Origin of the sequence: Novosphingobium sp. SL115, from assembly GCF_026672515.1 — a bacterium.
Lineage (GTDB): Bacteria > Pseudomonadota > Alphaproteobacteria > Sphingomonadales > Sphingomonadaceae > Novosphingobium.
Genome location: NZ_JAPPRG010000001.1, coordinates 121205 through 139141, shown reverse-complemented (window position 1 = coordinate 139141; position 17937 = coordinate 121205). Strand labels below are relative to the sequence as shown.

At 58.5% G+C, this 17937-nt stretch carries 13 protein-coding genes and 1 pseudogene; 9 read left to right on the top strand and 5 right to left on the bottom strand.

The window, feature by feature from the left end; genetic code table 11:
• Positions 1 to 16 precede the first annotated feature (16 nt).
• Together OVA07_RS00615 and OVA07_RS19070 are read left to right on the top strand one after the other, a co-directional pair.
• Positions 17 to 1000 carry a ParB/RepB/Spo0J family partition protein gene (locus tag OVA07_RS00615; RefSeq protein ID WP_268169536.1) on the top strand — a complete coding sequence of 328 codons (984 nt, stop codon included), beginning with the start codon at positions 17 to 19 and terminating at the stop codon, positions 998 to 1000.
• 202 nt (positions 1001 to 1202) lie between these two features.
• Positions 1203 to 1724 (top strand): hypothetical protein, encoded by a 522-nt coding sequence (locus tag OVA07_RS19070; RefSeq protein WP_326493081.1) that lies wholly within the window; start codon positions 1203 to 1205, stop codon positions 1722 to 1724.
• A 1117-nt stretch (positions 1725 to 2841) separates the two neighbouring features.
• Here the strand turns inward: OVA07_RS19070 and OVA07_RS00610 are convergent.
• Complete coding sequence (locus tag OVA07_RS00610; protein ID WP_268169535.1) at positions 2842 to 4086, bottom strand: hypothetical protein; 1245 nt, start codon at positions 4084 to 4086, stop codon at positions 2842 to 2844.
• Positions 4087 to 4757: 671 nt separating this feature from the next.
• Between OVA07_RS00610 and OVA07_RS00605 the strand changes: the two genes are divergently transcribed.
• The 5 genes and pseudogenes from OVA07_RS00605 (at position 4758) to OVA07_RS00585 (ending at position 12915) form a co-directional block, all read left to right on the top strand.
• A complete protein-coding gene (locus OVA07_RS00605; RefSeq protein ID WP_268169534.1) occupies positions 4758 to 8720 on the top strand; it encodes a hypothetical protein in 3963 nt (1320 codons plus the stop codon).
• Positions 8717 to 10507 (top strand): CHAT domain-containing protein, encoded by a 1791-nt coding sequence (locus tag OVA07_RS00600; RefSeq protein WP_268169533.1) that lies wholly within the window; start codon positions 8717 to 8719, stop codon positions 10505 to 10507. Before OVA07_RS00605 ends, OVA07_RS00600 begins: the two co-directional genes overlap by 4 nt.
• Before the next feature lie 80 nt (positions 10508 to 10587).
• Positions 10588 to 11318 (top strand): annotated as a pseudogene (locus OVA07_RS00595) (IS5 family transposase).
• 159 nt (positions 11319 to 11477) lie between these two features.
• Positions 11478 to 11972, top strand: a complete 495-nt coding sequence (locus tag OVA07_RS19120) for an IclR family transcriptional regulator domain-containing protein (protein WP_442789602.1) — start codon at positions 11478 to 11480, stop codon at positions 11970 to 11972.
• Positions 11973 to 12528: 556 nt separating this feature from the next.
• Entirely contained in the window at positions 12529 to 12915 is a 387-nt protein-coding gene (locus tag OVA07_RS00585) for a hypothetical protein (RefSeq protein ID WP_268169531.1), read from the top strand.
• 94 nt (positions 12916 to 13009) lie between these two features.
• On the opposite strand, the gene OVA07_RS00580 is transcribed toward OVA07_RS00585, so the two are convergent.
• On the bottom strand, positions 13010 to 13699 hold the full coding sequence (locus tag OVA07_RS00580) for a hypothetical protein (protein WP_268169530.1): 690 nt from the start codon (positions 13697 to 13699) through the stop codon (positions 13010 to 13012).
• 279 nt (positions 13700 to 13978) lie between these two features.
• Between OVA07_RS00580 and OVA07_RS00575 the strand changes: the two genes are divergently transcribed.
• Positions 13979 to 14194: a hypothetical protein gene (locus OVA07_RS00575; protein ID WP_268169529.1), complete on the top strand. Its 216-nt coding sequence runs from the start codon at positions 13979 to 13981 to the stop codon at positions 14192 to 14194.
• A 529-nt stretch (positions 14195 to 14723) separates the two neighbouring features.
• Positions 14724 to 14909 carry a hypothetical protein gene (locus OVA07_RS00570; protein WP_268169528.1) on the top strand — a complete coding sequence of 62 codons (186 nt, stop codon included), beginning with the start codon at positions 14724 to 14726 and terminating at the stop codon, positions 14907 to 14909.
• Between the two features lie 767 nt (positions 14910 to 15676).
• Here the strand turns inward: OVA07_RS00570 and OVA07_RS00565 are convergent.
• The 3 genes from OVA07_RS00565 to OVA07_RS00555 all read right to left on the bottom strand — a co-directional run bounded on the left by OVA07_RS00565 (position 15677) and on the right by OVA07_RS00555 (position 17921).
• A complete protein-coding gene (locus OVA07_RS00565) occupies positions 15677 to 16636 on the bottom strand; it encodes an aromatic ring-hydroxylating oxygenase subunit alpha (RefSeq protein ID WP_268169527.1) in 960 nt (319 codons plus the stop codon).
• Positions 16637 to 16775: 139 nt separating this feature from the next.
• Positions 16776 to 17276 (bottom strand): DUF4402 domain-containing protein, encoded by a 501-nt coding sequence (locus OVA07_RS00560; protein WP_268169526.1) that lies wholly within the window; start codon positions 17274 to 17276, stop codon positions 16776 to 16778.
• Positions 17277 to 17423: 147 nt separating this feature from the next.
• A complete protein-coding gene (locus OVA07_RS00555) occupies positions 17424 to 17921 on the bottom strand; it encodes a DUF4402 domain-containing protein (RefSeq protein ID WP_268169525.1) in 498 nt (165 codons plus the stop codon).
• Positions 17922 to 17937: the final 16 nt, after the last annotated feature.

The following is a 17937-nucleotide window of genomic DNA, read 5'->3' as shown; positions in this document are numbered from 1 at the left end:
AGGTTCGGGATACGATATGGCCAAGGGAAATCAGGGCTTCGGAAGCAGTCTTACGGAAGGGCTTGATGACGATATCGAGGTGGGCGCTCCTGCTCCATCGGAAAGCATCATGGCGAGCCGTAGTCAGAGCTTGGCACGGATCGCTGCTGGCAAAGTGGTAACTGACCGCACGGAGTGGGTCGACCCGGCGCGCTGCCGGCCATGGCGGCTCCACAACCGCGATCTCGACCATCTTTCGGAAGATAGCTGTCGCGATCTTATTGACGCATTTCTCTCCGCCAAGAAACAACGCATTCCTGCTATCGTCCGTCGCCTGAAAGACGACCCCGATTTCGATTTCGAGATTGTGGCCGGCGTTCGGCGTTGGTGGACGGTTCAGTGGTTGCGCTCGCACCATCATCCCGAATTCGAGTATCTCGTAACGATCCAGAACGTCTCCGATGAAGAGGCATTTCGAGTCTCGGACATCGAGAACCGGTCTCGGAAGGACATCTCGGATTGGGAGCGGGCCAACGAGTATTCTCGCGCTCTCGGAGAGTTTTATAACTCGAGCCAGAATGAGATGGCAGAGCATCTGAAGATCTCTCGGTCGTGGCTCAGCCGCCTCTTGGATGTGGCGCGATTGCCATCAGATATCGTTGCCGCCTTCCCCGACACACACGGCATAACCGTGCGTGTCGCGCGGGACATCAAGCCGCTGACATCAGACAAGCGAGCCTTGGATCTTATGATCGCCGAAAGTCGGGCGATTGCTGCCGAGCGGAATGATTTGGGAACAATCCTTCCCGCGCCAGAGATCGCGAAGCGCCTTATCCGCGCAACTGTTGCTCCAGCGAAGTCGTCGCGCTCCGAAACCGAGGTGAAAGGCTCGAACGGGAGGGTGATCCTGCGTTACGCATATTCGGCGAGGGGAGGGTACACGTTCAAGGTTCCTGCTCGAAGCGGTGCGGCTGCCTCAGAAGTGCTCAAAGCGATTGGGGCTGTCTTGCAGAAGAGTTGAGCTAATCATCCATCGTGACCACTTGGGGCTGTCGGCGCAACAGATCGTCTGTGTGAATCACGCGGACTCCGCGGTTTCAATATTTCGTCCAGAAGCATCGAATCTCGCTGCGGTATGCGAGGCGCACATGGACACCCTGACCGACGGTAGCTTTCTCTAGCTCGAGTCGGTTTGTGCGGAGAGCAACGTCGATCGGTGCTATATCCTCGCACTGAGCTGCAATCTGTTCGGGGTCTCGATCGTCTGGTTTGCCTGGGTGCGCATTGGCCGGAAAGGGCAGGGGAGGGCTGTCTCATGTGCCTGCCCAGACGAGGCTGCGCGCTTTGCCCGCCAGTTGCGGTGCCGCCAGGCATCAGCCCCCACACGGATTGGCGGTTCCCTACCGCGAGGTCTCTTCGGTAACGTAGGGTGCCCCAGGAGGCTCAGGGGCGCCACCGGACTGAGTCTGTGGTCGCCGGGCCCGCAAGACGTGTCCAGGCCGGCTATCGTGAGTGCGGTGGCGGCCTGCCAGGCCGTCCCCCGGGTAACGCCCGGGGAGCGGGCGAGTTCGGCGCGGGTGAGGGGCCTAACCCGCCAATCAGCTTCCAGACGCTTCGCGCCTGCGAATATGCGCAGAGCCCGGCGAGGAGTTCGTCGCCTAGGGCGAGCGCGTCGCGTGCCGCGGCGAGGTCGTTTGCCACATCAGCCGCGGCCGCGCCGCTCGCCTCGGCCAGCAGTGCGGTGAGGGGCCGTTCGGATCCCACCTTGAATGCCTCGCGGGGCGAGCTGACAATGCGCAAGGCATCGTTTAGCGCTGGCGCCGCTTGGCGAGTTCATGGCTCAACCCACTATTGGGCACGGTGACAGCAGTTGGAAGCGCAAGCCGCCTGGCTGAACGGCTGCGCCGACGGTTCTCTGTGCCCCGGTCATTGGAGCAGCACAACCGGAACCTGCTCGGGCACTTGCTCGGCAAGCCTAAACGGGGATTGCCGCGAGGTGAGTTAGGCTGCCAGCGCAGGTTTGGGTAAAACCCTTGTCATATGTGGAGCGTCCGGTTCGTACTGCTGCTCGCAGCGCATAGTGATCGCAGTCATCTCGCGCAGCGCTTTGAGCGCCTTGTTGCGATGTCTGTCACAAACTTGCGCAAAGCCGGACGGGGTGCTCTTGGTCCGAGAATCCTCAGCGTCAGGATGAAGGAGGCGCTTTTGCCAACGAAACTGGAAGTGACCAAACGTTCGGTGTGCTTGTCGTCGCTCGACGCGTTGCGACAAGCCTACCGGTCTGTCGTCGCGCGCGGGCCGATGTCGCCAGGGCTTGGGCGCAGCCGTGACACGGCCGTCAAATTCGGCTGCATCATCGATTTTGCCCTCAGAGCCCCGTAGGACGCGTTTGGTACCTCTCCGCACCCTTACCTATCGGAGGGGTTGTTTTCGCGCTGTAGGGGGTGTTTCTGGCGACATTCAATTTTGCATTATAAAACAGAGCATTAGGGTGGTATTTGCCAGAAACCCGCGATCCGGGCGGCGATCTTCGCAAGCCGTTCAAGCGGATCGCCCGCCGCGCGCAGCGCCTCCACCATCGTGCAAAGGCAGTGAATGACCTCAAGCCGCTACGTGCCAGCGGCTATTCGAGGCGTCCAACTGAACTGGGATTTGGGATCCACCAGGGCTCTTCATGATTGCTCCCGATCAATGAATCACAATAGCCCCCGAACGCCATCGGCTTTTGCGGGTGCCCAGCTCAAGCTTATGGCGCGAGCGTTGGGCACGATTTGCACGTCGGCCACGGCAAGGCCGTGGTCGAACTTGAGCCGCGGCGCTTTGTTCCAACAGGTGCAGCCGCATCTGGCATTCTCCGAGCATCTATGAAACCGGAGTGATCGCCAGAACAGATCTGCTGCCGTCTGCATTTGGGGCGAGCGAATAGATGGGGCCGCTTAACGCACTGGCCGAGCAAAAGATGCCATTCCCATTAACGTGGGATGTCAGGATCGTCATCGCGGTCTGCTGCTGGTTGGTCAGGTTTCCTTTTTGAATCCAGCTTCGAACCGTTCGGCTTTGCAGATTCATTGCCTGCCCCGTCGCCAATATAAGCTCACCGCTCCTGACGCAAAAACGCCCTGCGACAATCGTTCCTGTAAAGTTGTCCATCGTAAATACTGAACTGAAATTGCCAGTTCCGCCGGTCAATTTGAAAATGGTGGGGCCGAAGGCCACATATAGATCAGTTCCAACCCAGACCGGATCAGCAAAAGAGGTAAAGGCATCGCCACTGAATTTCCACGAGCTTACCATTTTCCCAGAATCGTATTTCAGGATTCTGTCGCCGACGGCCACAAAAAGAAAGGGGTCAGAGGGGTGGGCAATAGCGAATGTAGGTTGATCGGGCAGATCGGGGGTTGCCGGTGTCGTGAAGCGATCCAGCACTGTTGAAGCCGCTGTGTACTGGCCATCATCCTGCCGAACGCGATAGATACCGTTTCCTACGCTTACTATCCAAGGGCGTGAAGAGACAATTCCTGATTGTGCTCCGGCGGCTACCAGTTCGATGAACGGAAATGTGCTAGGAGTGCTTGGTGGCTCAACAGAGGTAATCGATGGTGTACCGTTGTTTGCAGAGTATTGACCCCATTTTATTGTCGTCCCCTTACCACCCTCGAAAGAAGACGATGCCCAGTAGAACGATACTTCACGGTCCTGTTCTGTACTGATATTTCCGGGGGCATAATCCCAGATCGTTGCGTCTGGCAAATTATCAGGAGTAGCAGAACTCCACGAGTTTGAACCAGTGGGTGTTCCATGCAATTTCAAAATTCTGTCAGGTTTTTCATCGCCAAAGACCTGCATGTACAGCCCGCGGTTGGTCACCTTGAAATTTATTACCACTTCGTTGGCTGCGAGTGGAATCGTACCTTGAATAAATGAGGCTACGTTGGCGCTTCCCGAAGACGACGTAGGCGTAGGCGTAGGTGTAGGCGCCGGTGTGGGTGTTGGCGCAGGCAAAGTAACCGCAGGATCGGACGAGCTATCCTGACCGCCGCAACCGGACGCTGCCAAAGCAAGCATAATTGCAGTTGAAAATTGCCAGTTGAAATTTTTAGCGATCATTACACTTACTCGCGTGGGAATATCTGAACAAAAATATCGTTCGCGGAGCTCGTGAAAAATGCTATTTTGTATGCATAAATACGACGTCATTGTTGGATCAGGGGCTATGTAACGATATGTCACTTCAGGGTGTTACGTCATTTCTATTGTTAGGGATTTGAGGGATTTTTGAAAGGTGAAATAGGAACATGCCGGAGAATATCAGAGGTAAGCTGGACGATTTTTATAAACATAAAAATCACAGTTATTTAGGAATGAATAGCATTATTATTTCAATCATACCGATTCTTGTGAAAGATAATAATTATACGAAATTTTAAAATCAATTCGATATCAGATAAGTTCAAGATTTTAACACATAAAACGTTGTTATTTTTAATATGGGGGCCAAATCCATGAGGGGCGAACAAATACTCTGACGATGGTTGATTGGGCATCTTGAAAAGCATCTTCGTCCAGAAATTCTACTTGCAATAGGATCGTGCGATCTGCACATTGTTCCCACGTATTGGATGGGCGCGAGGGGCCGGATCCTGAAACGAATTTGCCCACTTCTGGCTGCTGCAGCGCTGGGCCTTCTGACTGGGCAGAAAGGTCTGGCTCAAGCTCTGCCGATCGCTCCGGCGGTTCTGCCTGCGGTGGTTTCGGAACCTGCATCGGTACTGCGGCCGTTGGCTGGACTTTCGCCCGATGGCGCATGGCTTGCGATTGCTGATGGCGCAGGGCGCGTGTCGGTTAACGCCCTAAATCAGGGGCATAGATCACGCGATCGGCCCGACATTGCGCCCGTTTCCACCCGGTTGAACGATGTGTCCAAATGGCTCGCGGTTGGCTTCAGCCCCGATGGCCGTCGTTTGGCAATCCTGGTCCAGAACGGCCAGAACGATATCCGTCTTTTTCTGTGGGACATTGGTCAAGGCGCGGCGCAGGGCTACGCAGTGCCCTTGCAAACCGACGGCTTCAGAAATTTGCGAACGCCAACGTTCTCACCTGATGGCACCCGCCTGATCGTGGGCGACTACCGCAAGGACGATCTTCTGATCGACGCCTCCAATGGCCAGGTGATTGCCCATGTCGGCCGCACCAATGCCCATGCATTCAGTGCCGATGGGCAATATCTGATCGCGATTACCAGCGATGAGCGTGCCGCAGAAATTCGCACGGTGGACGATGGCCAACTGGTCAAGCGACTTGAGACAGGCGCAGATACGCACGGCGCAGTGTTTCTCGATGAACTGCGAATTGCCGCCTTCCGCTGGAATTGTGGGGTCATGCAAGCTAATGTGACCGAAGATCAGGCTGCAATTCACCAGGTCATTCCACCAGATGACAATTGCAGCTTCCCCAAGCTTTCCGCCGATGGTCGGCACATGCTTGCCGACGTTGGTCCGTCAGGTCACTCGGCTCTGGTCGTCACCGACCTTTTCCATGGTCGGCGCGTGTCCGAGGCTGCTGCCGTTGGTCTATCCGATGGCACAGTGACCGATGGACTGCTGGTGGTTGATCGTGATGATCGCCCGGTGGTTCGACCACTCACCGGGGAAGCCTTCGTTTCGTTGCCCGTGTCCTGGGCGGCCTATTCCGGCAGCACCCAATCGTTGACCATTGCCAACGGACGCCTGCTCACACACAGCCGCGATGACGTCATTCGGGTAACCGATCTTCACAATGGACGCGACCTTTTCTGTCAGGATGGCCAAATTGACTGCCGCGCCGCCATGGTGCGCGCCCAGCTGGAGCAAGCGCAGGCAGATGCCCGCCCGGAAGGACTGATTGAAACGCTTTCACAGCCCGACAGCACCAAATCTGCGCTTGGACCGCTCTGGCCAGGTTCTCGCCTCGCCCTGGCGCGTGCATATCTGGTGCTGGGTGAGCCGGACAGCGCCCGTGGCGTATTGGAAGCAGCGCAGGAACTGCCTCAGGCGGAATATCGCCTGCGCGCCAGCACAGCCTTGGCCGAGCTTCTGATCGATCAAGCCGAACCGGCGCGTGCCAGCGCCATCCTTGCCGCGACGACCGAAGACCTGCTGGGGCTGGGCGCTTCCCTGCTGAGGGGCCAGCTTACCGTGGTGCGCAAAAGCAACGGCTTGCGGATCGAACTGGCGCCTGTGGATCTGCCCTATGTGGCAGGGATAATTGCGAACGTATCGGAAAAGCCAGCAGTGGCTGCGTCAGGGCGTGTCGTCGAAATTGGCGAGGACGAATATTCGGCATTGCGTGAGGCAATCGGCGGGCTCGACAGCGCGCCATTTGAGGCAGGCTTTGCCGAGGACTTGAGGATCAGTTCGCGTCGATTGGACTTGTTTCGCATTCTTGCCCAAGTCCACTTCCTTGAGGCCAGAATGCTCTTGTCCGGGGCAGTTGGTGGCATTGCCCAACCCGGTGACCGCGCGGTTGCGGCCATCGCCCAACTTGATCGGCTGGGCGGTTACCTCGATGGCAAAGGTTCCCCGCTCACGGTGCTGGAGCGGGCGAGGAGGCAGGACTTGCGCGCAGATGCGCTGAGTCAATTGGGGGACGAACAGGCTTCTTTACGGGCGCGCAAAGAAGCATTGGCCATAGTCAATAAAAAGGAAGCGCCCGACCCCGTGCTGCGTGCCAGCCTGCTTGGCCGTATAGGGCGCAGCCAGATGCGCCTTGGTTTGGCGGCAGAGGCTGACGGCAGCCGAAGCGAGGCCGAACAGGCCTTGCGCGGCCAAGTGCCGGACGACAATCCTGATCTGCTCTCGCTCAGCGGTGCGAACAGCTTGGCAAAGTTGCGCGCCGGACAAGACAAGTCCGGCAATCTGGCCGCCCTCGACCGCACTATCGGCCTTGCCCGCCGACACATCGCCGCCGCATCTGCCGAACGCGGCAGCGATGCGGCAATTGGCTTGCGCAACCTTTTTGCCGCCGGACTGGAGGGCACATGGCTGACATACGGCAGTCCCTCGCGGGTTTCTGCGCCCTCCGCAACTGCTGACCTGTCGCTACCCGGTCATTCCAAGCCGCTCGAAATCGGCCCCGTCCCGCGGGGCAAAGTATTACAGATGAGTTTTGCCGGGGATGGCAGAACCCTGCGCCTTTGGGATTATGACAACACTTTTGACATAGATCCTGTGACTGGTGAATTTTTGCGTTCAACGCCTATTGCGACAGAAGAGCGGCCAAGCAGCCGGAACGCGACGCTGTCCGTGGCTTTCGATGGTGATCAGCGAGAGGCCCACTACGAAGTGGGCAAGGTGGTGATCGCGGATGTGGCAACTGATCACCAGATATTCATCCCGCTGGCCGAAGTGCCGTCGGCGCTGGCCCCGTCACCCGATGGACGGAGACTGGCGGTGGGCTTTGCTTTCTCAAACGATGTGCGCTTGTTCGACACTGGCAGTGGCCGATTGCTGGCACAATTGGTCGGCCATGGCGCGCCGGTATCGAGCCTTGCCTGGAGTCCGGACTCTGCTGTCGTGGCTGCAGGGTCCAAGGACGGCGCGGTGCTGCTGTTCGATCCGGAATCGCGCCAGATCCTTGCACGTTTCAACGATGCAATTTCCGATCTGACCCATCGTTCTGAAATAGCCGACATCGCCTTTACGCCTGATGCAGGCAGCCTGCTCACCTTGTCAGCCCACCTTTATGAAACCAGTGGATTGAATTTGCGGCTCTGGCGCCTTGACGGGCGCCGTCTGGAACGGCGTCTGTCGACTGGGCGCGATGACCGCATCTTGTTGAGCGGCGAGGGTGGGCAGGTCATGGCAATGGATTGGCAAGGGGTGGACCTGTTTGATCTGGCATCAGCTTCGGATGTTGGAATCCAGCCACCTGCAAGTCTTGCCGGCGAATGGACCTCATATCCCGACGGCCTTGCAGAAACACGAGTCATCCGACCCGGCCTCGCGGTGGGCCTGCGGCGTGTGGACGGCACGGACATGCTGGTCGGCATGGATATTGCCGCGGGGAGGGAAGTGTGGCGATGGATAGGCCAGAAGGCGTCAATTCAGGCAATCCATACCGGGCCGGACGGTGCGGATGGGCTGATGGTTGTACGCTGGCAAGACAAAGCGAATGGCGAAGAGGTCGGGCGGCTTTCGTTGTTGTCGGCAAATGAGGGCCGTTTGATCTGCACCGTATCCTTCGACGGGGCCGACAGAGCGGATCTGTTGGGCGATCTTGATCCCTTTGCCTTTTCCGCCGACGGGAGGTTGCTCTTCGCGGCTGCCACCAATTACGACGATGCCGTACCGGTAGATGGACCGGGTGCACGAATAATGCGTGCGTTGCGTATCGACGCCCAGACCTGTGCAATCATCGCGGATCAGGATGAGAAAGCGGCTAGCGCCGACACAGTTCTTCTGAACGCGATCTATGGTGGCGATCCTGCGCCGGTGGTTGCCGCAATCGGTGTCGATGCAGACAAGGTGCGGCGAATTATGTATGCGCCAGGCGGCGCCAGCGCATTCGCCCAGACCACCGACAACAGCATCTGGTTCTATCGCCGCGGACAGACTGGCGCTGCGCTATGTCTTGCCCATGCCACCACCCGGGTAAGGCAGATCGCGTTTTCGCCCGACGGCCAGCACTTGATTGCGGTCAGCGGTGCCAGAGTATGGAGCTGGAATGGTCTGACCGGTGAGATCGAGGGGGAGTTCGGGAGATGAAGGGCAGCCTGACCTGGGGCGTGCTGATGGCGACACTGCTTGTAAATCCCGCACTCAGCCGTGAGGCGCGGCCGCAGCGGCACACCGCTTCAGCCAGGCAGACCAATGTTCAGACCGAAAGCGCGCGTGATGTGGCGGCGGCATCTGCACTGGCACGCGCGTTCGAATACGCCCAGTTGGCCAGCCTTAGCGCATCGACCATCGCTCTCAATACCGCGACGATCCTGTCAGGTCGTCAAGACACTCAGGTCGCTCGTCTTGAAGAACAACGCCGTGCGGCCCTGCAAAAACTGGCAACGGTGGAGCGCGCGTTCGAAGCTGCCCTGCTGACGCCCGATAGCGCCGCCCCGCTGGCCAAGCTGCGCGCAAACCGCGAAGATGTACTGGCCGAGATTGCGGCAATCGAACGGGCCGTCGTTCGGGCCGACCCTGCCTTCGCCGAACTTGTCCGACCCGATGCTGTCACCCTGAAGACAGTCCAGGCGCTTCTGGACGATGATGAAGTGCTGCTGTTGTTGTATACCGCGCCAGCGGGGACCTATTCATTTTGCGTCACGCGCAGGCGGGCTGGTTGGGTTTTTGCAAGCGATCTGGGACAAGCCGCGATGACCGATGCGGTCGGCACGATGCGCAACGCCATCCGACGGCAAATTCAGCAGGCCGGTCAGGCAAATGCGCCATCTGCGTTCCATGGCTCGAACCGCGACCTGCTGGCCGACGAAGGCACGCAGATACATGACGGCCTGATTGCGCCTCATGCAGGGATGATGGCTGGCAAGGCCCGCGTTCTGGCGGTGATCCACGGACCGCTTGCAAGCCTGCCACTTGGTCTTGTGTCATCAGGTATCGGTAAAGACGGAACGCCGCGCTGGTTTGCTGACCAATATCTCATCGGCATCCTGCCTGCGGTGGCAACGCTCCGTTCCGCGCGCTGTCTGGGCCGCAATTTGCCAGTGCGTGAGACAGCTTGCGGAGTGTCGAGCGCGAAGGCAGGAAACATCCTGCCTGCCGCCAAAGCGCGCACGCAAACACCATCCATCGGTTTTCTGGGTGTCGGCGATCCGAGCCTGGGGCCGCCGGGCGACCAGCGCAGCAGGGGCGATTGGGATGGCCTTGGCGGAAAGACGATACACGGCGACTGGCTTGGCCGTGGCATGGCCAATTCCGCCATGCTTGCCAGCCTGCCCTCACTGCCCGGTACACGCCGGGAACTTACCGCCGCAGCCGCCGCATTCGGTCCTGCGCAATCGCGGCTCATGCTCCAGAGGGAAGCACAGGAACAGCCGGTTCGGTCGATGCTGAACACCAGCGGCGCGCGATTCATTGCCTTTGCCACCCATGGTCTTCTTGCCTCGCAATCTGGCGGCCTTGCCGAACCGGGGCTGGTGTTGTCGCCACTTGTGGATGGCTTGGTGCCAGCGTCCGGTGCGGAGGACGGCTATCTGTCTGCCTCGGAAATTGCGCAATTGCGCCTGCGCGGCGCTGTGGTCGTTCTTTCGGCATGCAACACCGCCACCAGCGAGAACATGAGCGCCGCACGCAACCTCAACACGCTGGCGCGCGCTTTCGAATATGCCGGGGCAAGGCTGGTCATCGCCACCCATTGGCCGGTCAGCGACGAAGCCACCGCCACTTTGATCAGCGCCTTTTTCCGCAATCTCGCTGCTGACCGCAATCAGGCTCCCGACATTGCGCTACAAAAGGCCGAATTGGAACTACGCCGCGATCCACGATGGGCATCGCCTGCTTTCTGGGCACCGTTTTCGGTTATTGGCGTAGCGCGTTAGCCTGAGCGTCCGTTTCAGAAGGGGTTGAGCGGCTGAGGTTCATGTGATTCCGGGAGTTTGCAGACATCTCGGAGACAGGCATGTGGACCCCAGCTGGCCGCGCGCAGCATACGCACGTGGCGAAGCGATACCAGACGGATTTGAGCGATGCGGAGTGGCGGCTGATTGCCGGGTTTCTGCCCGAGGCGAGTTCTACCCGACGACGGCGCGAATGGCCGCTGCGCGAGATCGCGAACGCAATCTTTTGCGTCCTGCGCGGCGGGATCGCCTGGCGGTTGGTGCCGAAGGACTTCCCACCCTGGCCGACGGTGCATCGCTGGTTCGCTCGGCTGCGCGACGAGGCCGTGGTCTAGCGGATGAACCAGATGAACCATGCGCTGGTTATGGCCGATCGCGAACGGACAGGGCGCGAAGCCAGTCCGAGTGCCGCCATCATTGACAGCCAGAGCGTCAAGACCACAGACAGCGGCGGCCCTTGGGGCTATGACGCGGGCAAGAAGATCAAGGGACGCAAGCGCCGTGCCTTGGTCGATACCGATGGCAGGGCGCTGCTGGTCGAACCCCACACCGCCGATGTTCAGGATCGTGATGGCGGCAGCGCAATGCTGCAAATATCGCGCAGCCTGTTCGCGTTCATCGAGAAAGTCTGGGCCGATGGCAGCTACAAGCACGAGCACGTCAGCAAGATCACCGGCCAATCAGGCTTCGCCGTCTCGCCAGGGACGTCGAGGCAACCCTCAAGTCCGCCGCCGCATTTCTTCACGCAGCCGCCGCCGTGCTCATGATCTGCCGATTGGCTCGATCCGCCTGAGTTTCGAAATCAACTCTTAAGCTTGGCTGCGTTGCCCAATTTGGCACGCTTGATGGCGATATGGTGACGTATCGTTTCAAGGCAGGCGAGCAGGCGGGGCGATTTTTCACCCGCGTCGGTTAGTAGTTTGAAGCTTATTGCACAGGCCCTCGCAAGGTTATGCTGGCGCATCTGCCTGAACGAGAAAAAGAAGCTGACCTTGCCGCCGGCCCGTTTCCGTCACTCCCCTCCAATACTATCACCGATCCTGATGCGCTACGATCAGCGCTAGACGAAGTGCTAGTGCGAGGTATCGTCACCGACGATCAGGAGATCGCCGCAGACCTGACGTGCTTTGCCGCCTTTGCCGCGCCATTGTGCATCCGCGGAGAGGTGGTTGCTGCGATCTCGGTTGCCTTGGATGGTGCGGTTCCCGAGGACCGTCGGCGGGCGCACGTTATTAGCTGCTTGCTTGCAACGGCAGCGCAGATCGATGCAGCGCTGGCTGGCTGGCAAAGTGGTCCGCCGGCCCGGTCCGGTCTGCTTTGCCGCCGACAAGGACTGTGCCGGGCTTGTGGATGCCATGCGCCGGCAGGGTTTTGGGATGTTGATACGCTTCAACCGGCCCGGCTCGCCTGCCGGGGCGAATGTTGCGTAATCAAGCGCCCTCAGTGACGTAACCATCAAAAATTCGCTACGCGAAGAACATTGATTGCGGCGCGGCAGAAAATTTACCTTCTTGTAAGTTCCCGGATATAAAATTTATGTTTACATGAATAATATCGTGCAATATCAATGGCTTGGGTGCTGATGACGGGTTCGTCTTGAGCTATTGGATGGGGCGCTATGAGATTTTTGACGAGATTGCTGACCGGCCGCAGTGGCCGGTCAGTATCCAGAAGAATGCCGCCTCCGCGGCTTTTTCGGGAAGGCAGCGAGCAAGGTGCCTCACGAAAGGTTGCGTCTGAGCCGGCGGTTGACGAAAAAGCTGTCGCCGAAGAGGTCGTGGTCGAATGATGCTCGCGATGCGATTGGCAGGAGGCGTCTTGGCCGACGCGAGAATGGTGGTGGGGCAGCAGGCAGCGAGCAACCGGTCTTCGATGATTTACAGCGCGTTGTTACCCCCGCAGAGGGATACGCTCAATCATTTTGTGTCAAAAGATTGCGGGAGGTCAAGCGCTCCGGTCAGGACGGGCATGAAAAGTGAGCGGGCAATCGATGAGGTTCGGTTATGATCGATGTCGCCATAATCATCTTGATTGCTCTTCTTGGGACCAGCGTTGTCGCGGCAATGCTGGCCATTCCGGACGAAGCCGCGGGGGCACCTCATCATCGCGTGGCAGCTCTGTCCGCTGGTGAGGGGGTCGACAGTGAAACGGTATGGCGGCGCGAAAATTACAGCATCTTGCTGCCTTTGGGCTGGCTGCTGATGGCGTTGGGCCTCATTGGCTCGATCTGTACCTGGACGGTGGATCTGGTTCCCTCTGGCGAACTTGGGAATGTCGATACCATCATGCAGCGTGGCATGTTTCATGCCGGGGCCTTGGCCGTGTTGATAATCGGCATTGTTCTGGCTTGCACAGGGCAGCTCATCAACGAGATACGGCGAGCGGGATGAGCGAAGTGTCTCGATCCAGGTGCGGTTGGGAAAGCCGCCTTGCCAGGGGGCGATTTCTTCGATGGCCCGCAGCGCGGCAGTGGCAACAACACTTTCAACGAAGATTGGCGTCAGCCATGAACGCAGTGATAAATCTGAAGTGGTTGATCCTGCAGCCGTTCCATGGCTTTGCCGGACAGGCTGGCAGATTTACATCAGCTAGATCGATGCAGATCTTACCGTCTTTCGGGCCGTTTTTCGAGCTTGCCATAACGAGAATGCGTCGGACGGGAAAACGATATCGTGCTTTTGCAAAAGCCTGTCGGCGTCCAGTCTGGCGATGGCCCACCCTGCAGTGGCGCTTGACGCAACTCTGGTGGTTTTCGGGCTTCGGCCAGCGGATGGTGCACATGCCAGCAAGGCTGAAAAAGGGGCTGAAAAAGGAATAGAAAGATCTGGTTTGAAAGTGCGGTTGATACCGGTCAATGACCATGGCTCGATCGAACTGGAGATTGTGAGGCCTACTTGAGAAAGCAAAATTCCGCGCCAGTGCGATCGGAGGAAATCGGTCTATGTTGAAATCAGTAGAGACATCAAACCATCCGATCTCAGAATCGCGCACCTCTGTAGTGGGAAAATACATATCGAGGCCGGAGTTTGTTACTATTCTGTGTCTTGTAATAGGAGCTACAATTGCGTTTTCGGCATTGCTGCGCACAGCAATCCAGGATGTCCCAAATTCAGCTGCGCGGCTTGCCGAACTTGCAGTCGGCGCCAGCGTATTGCATGGATTTCTGACCATCATATTTTGTATTACGGATTGGCGTCGCCAGTATACACGTTTCGTATTGGCGCATGTGTCGGGTGCCCTGTTCGCGGGTTCGTTTTTTGGTGGTTTGGCATCAATCTGGAACTAGAGCGGAATCCGACCCGATTGCATCGGCGCTTTAGTTCCATGAGCTGACCACGCAGGCGCCCGATGCAGGTCGGCTGATGTTCGGCCAGAAGGACTGGGCATCGGTTAATCCGTCGGTGACGCTGAAAATGGGTCGCGCGAGCGCTGACAACGGGCGTCGAGACGCACGTGATCGACGGCGTTCCCGTGCCCATCACCGTACCGATCAAGACCGTCACCGAATGTTTCAAGCACCGCAACAAGTTCGGTCATGACGTGGCGGTCGAAGCCTTGCGCGATGTCATGAAGTTTCGACCCCGACCTGACCTCAATGCGATCGACCGCTATGCCCACCTCGATCGGGTCTCGAGGGTGATCCGGCCCCAACCTGAAGTGATGACATGAGCCTGCGGCCGAAGAAAATGTCGATCTCGGTTGTGCGACCGGCAGGCCAGCGTCTGCGCCAGTTCAGTAAAGACCCACGCCCAGGTCGTGCCGTGCCCTTCGACCAGCCCCAAACGGATAGCCCCGAATACCGGCCATAGACTTTCGCGTTGGCTCGGGCCGGGCTGGCTCTTGCGACCCATCCGCTGCACCGTTGCATAAGCGTCGAACGCCGTGATGCCCCAAGCATGCGTTTTTGCAGATCAACTCATGCGCCAGAGTTTGTCGCGTAGACCAACCATGGGATCATGTGAGGTGCGTCCAAGCTTTACGGCTCGAGCACGCCATATCGAGCAACTTTGTGGCTGGGCCGTTGCATGCTTGACCCAATAGAGACCGGGGCGTGGATCGATCCTATTATCTGCGCATTGGCGTGATTGCCCAAAATCGCAAATAAATTAGTATTATTAGTGGGTTAACCAAATTTCGTGCTGCCACGACCGCGCGTATTGCGCTACATTGCATCGCATTAACAATATAGGGCCAAGCTGTGGAATTTCCCTTTGTGATGACCGGATGTGCCGCTCCCTCGGCGTTTGCGCGCACGGAGCAAATGGCGCGACTCAAGGACCATATCGAGAAGGCTCTGGATATTGTCGATCACCTGGGGCTACCCATGACCGGGATACATATCGATCAGGCGCTGCAGAGTCTGGTGCATGAAACTGGAAACTGAATTCGCTGTGTTGATTGCGCTCGTGTTCGGCGGACTGCTTTTGTCTATCTGGCAGGTGCGATTTGCATTTGGTTTCGACTGACGAGCCAAGTGCCTGGATTCGGTGGATTTCGAGTCGCGGTCGGGTTCAGATTTTGGCGGGATCGAATTTTTGCCTCTCCAGGCGTCGGCGCATCAAACGTCATGCCCTTTGTGCCACCGGCCGCCTCGGCACAGGCCCGGCTGGTCCGTCACTTGACGCTGTGGTGCTCTGCAGGCTCCGCCTGCGGGCGCGGGTGGCGGCCCGCGCACTCCTGCCTGTTGGGAGCTCTCTGAACAGTCTCTGGAGAGACGACCATGCCATTTCGAGCGTTCCGATACCGCTGTTTCCAGCCAATGGAACGTTGCAGGATGCTCTCACCTTTGGAGCCGTGACTTGGGCTCGCTGCCGCGATTGCGCAACGGCGGTGAAGACGGCGGGGTAGCCGGGCTTCAGCGATCTGCGGGATCCTTGGCAGGCTGTAAGGGGCGGCGCGTGATCGACAGGAGCGGTCGGCAGCAATGATGTATTTCGAGACATTCCGTGGACCGCTACCGGTGGGGCTATGTCCGCGCGTCGGCGACAAGGGTGGCCGTCTGTAGCGTCATGCCACAGGTTTCCAAGGTCGATGGCCCAAGGGTACGGCTGGCAATGTCCTGGTCTCGAAACGTCGCCTGAGACAAGATTCCCGATCTTATCGTATCGAGCGCTTTGCTTGCCGGCATGCAGGTATCTTGATTTCGGGGGATCACGGCGCCGCGGCGATACTGCCCCGAATGCGGGTGAACCAGATTTTCCGGAAGGCCAGCGTCGGTGCGTCTGTTGCGACAGACACTTCCTCACCGGCGGTTGGCACATGCGCTGGGATCGAACTCTCCACGATAGCTTTATCCTCGGCAGCGATCCGCGCATTGGTGCGGGCGAATACCCAGTCCAATGCCCGCGCCTTGGCGAAGTTTCGCAATGTGTAGAGCGACAATTTTGTTCTGCCGTCCTTGTTTGGCGTGCAAACCGCCAGCATACGCAACACGCGACCTGCGGGATCGATCGTCAATTCCATCGCATTGGGATAGTAATACCGCAGATTGGTCATCGGTCTTTCACCTGAGCGGCAAGTTATGACCTCACCACCATATTCGGTTGGTTCCCAACGCATTTGCATGGCTGCAGCTGTCTTGCTGCGGAAACGTTTGCCGATTGTGCGAGCGTGCACGAAAGGCAGGTGCGGGGTGTCGAGCATGTTTTCCATGACTCGTGTCCAGTGAACGTTCCACACAAAGGACTGAGCCGTCAGGCGCACATCGGAACGCAGCAAAGTGGGCGGAATGAACGGCTCGCTACTCGGGGCAAAGCCGGTATAGAGCCAGATGAGATTGCCTGCCTCGCGCACTGGCACGGTACGGGCCGAAAGGCGATCCAGCTTTGCCTCCGGGTTCCAGGGCACATGCAGACATCGCCCGTTGCCGTCAAAGCGCCAGCCATGGAACGGGCACGACACGGTTCCGTATTCAAGTGTGCCGAGCGACAAGGCGACGCCGCGATGAGGGCATCGATCAACCATCGCAACCGCATTTCCTGATCCATCACGAAACAGGGCAATGCGCTCACCTGCCACATCGACGGACATCAAACTGTTGGCGGTTAGCGCTTTTGCCGAGCAAACGCAGACCCACAGATTTGCGAAGTCATCGAAGGTCGGCCACTGCATCGAGAATGCATAAACGATTGCAGTACGGCGTGTATATCGCCATTATCCCAATGCAGCGTGCTGTTCGGCCATGAAAGTGACCATTGGGCGCGTAAAAATTGGCAGAGCGAAGATTGGCCAGGAAAAGATTGGCGTTTGCTCAGTTGTAGGCGACAGTGACCGGATACGTGCCGCTGTAGGTTCCGGGAGCCTGACCGGAGGCAACGACCAGGGTTCCGCCGACCGTAAAATATCCAGATCCGAATACGGGGATATAGCCTGCAGGCAGCGACGGCGTTGTTGAAAACGTCATTGAAGCCGCACCATTGGAAACAGTGCCGGTTCCGGTCGTGATCGTGATCATCCGATTGGCATCGCCTGTCACGATCATGCGATCGGCTGCCGTGCTTGAGCCCAGCACGAATGTCACGCCACCGCCCGTCGAGGCACTGCCGCTGGACGAGATTGTGACAGTGCCGGCGGTACTGCCGACCGTGAAGCGGCCGAACCGCAAGGTATAGCCATTCCAATGAGACAGTACCAAGGGGCGGATGACCTGGGCATTGACCGTGCCCGTCCGGACCTCGTTGTTGCCGGACTGGGCCTGTGCGGTGCCCATGGCCAATCCTGCGGCAATAACCGCAAACAGACATTTCTGCATGATGTGCCCTCCCTTCTGGATGGCCCGTTCCGACCTGTCGGCGCAATCATCGTTTTATTTTTGCACGATTGCGCCAGGTGCAGGACAAGCGTCGCGCCCTGTGTCTCCGGTTCATGTCGGCAGACACAGGGCGTCGCGCAATCATGCTCAGTTGTAGGCAACCGTAGCGCTATAGGTACCCGAATAGGTGCCGGCTACAGCGGTCCCCGATACCGTCAGCGTGCCGCCGACAGTGAAGCTGGCGGTGCCGGCCGAACCCAGTGTGCCCGAAGTTGCAGAAGGCGTTGTGGTGAAGGCCATGCTGGCGCTGCCCGACGTTACAGATCCGCCGGTTGTTGCGATCGAGAACGACCGGCTGCCATCGCCCGCCACGGTAAAAGCATCCGCTGCACTGGTCGAGCCTGGTACCAGGCCGACATCGCCGCCCACCGAAGCTGCGCCTGCGGCATTGACCGTCACGGTACCGCCGGTTCCGGTCGTGAACTTGCCGAAGTTGAGTGCTGCGCCCGAAGTGTGAGTGAGCACGATCGGCGCCACGACGGTTGCCGTTGCGGTTCCGTTGGCCGTCGAGGTGTTGCCCGATGCTGCAAAAGCGGTGCCCGGAAGAGTTGCTGCAAATGCTGCAGCCATCAGAAGCTTTTTCATGTTTGTCCCAGTCCCT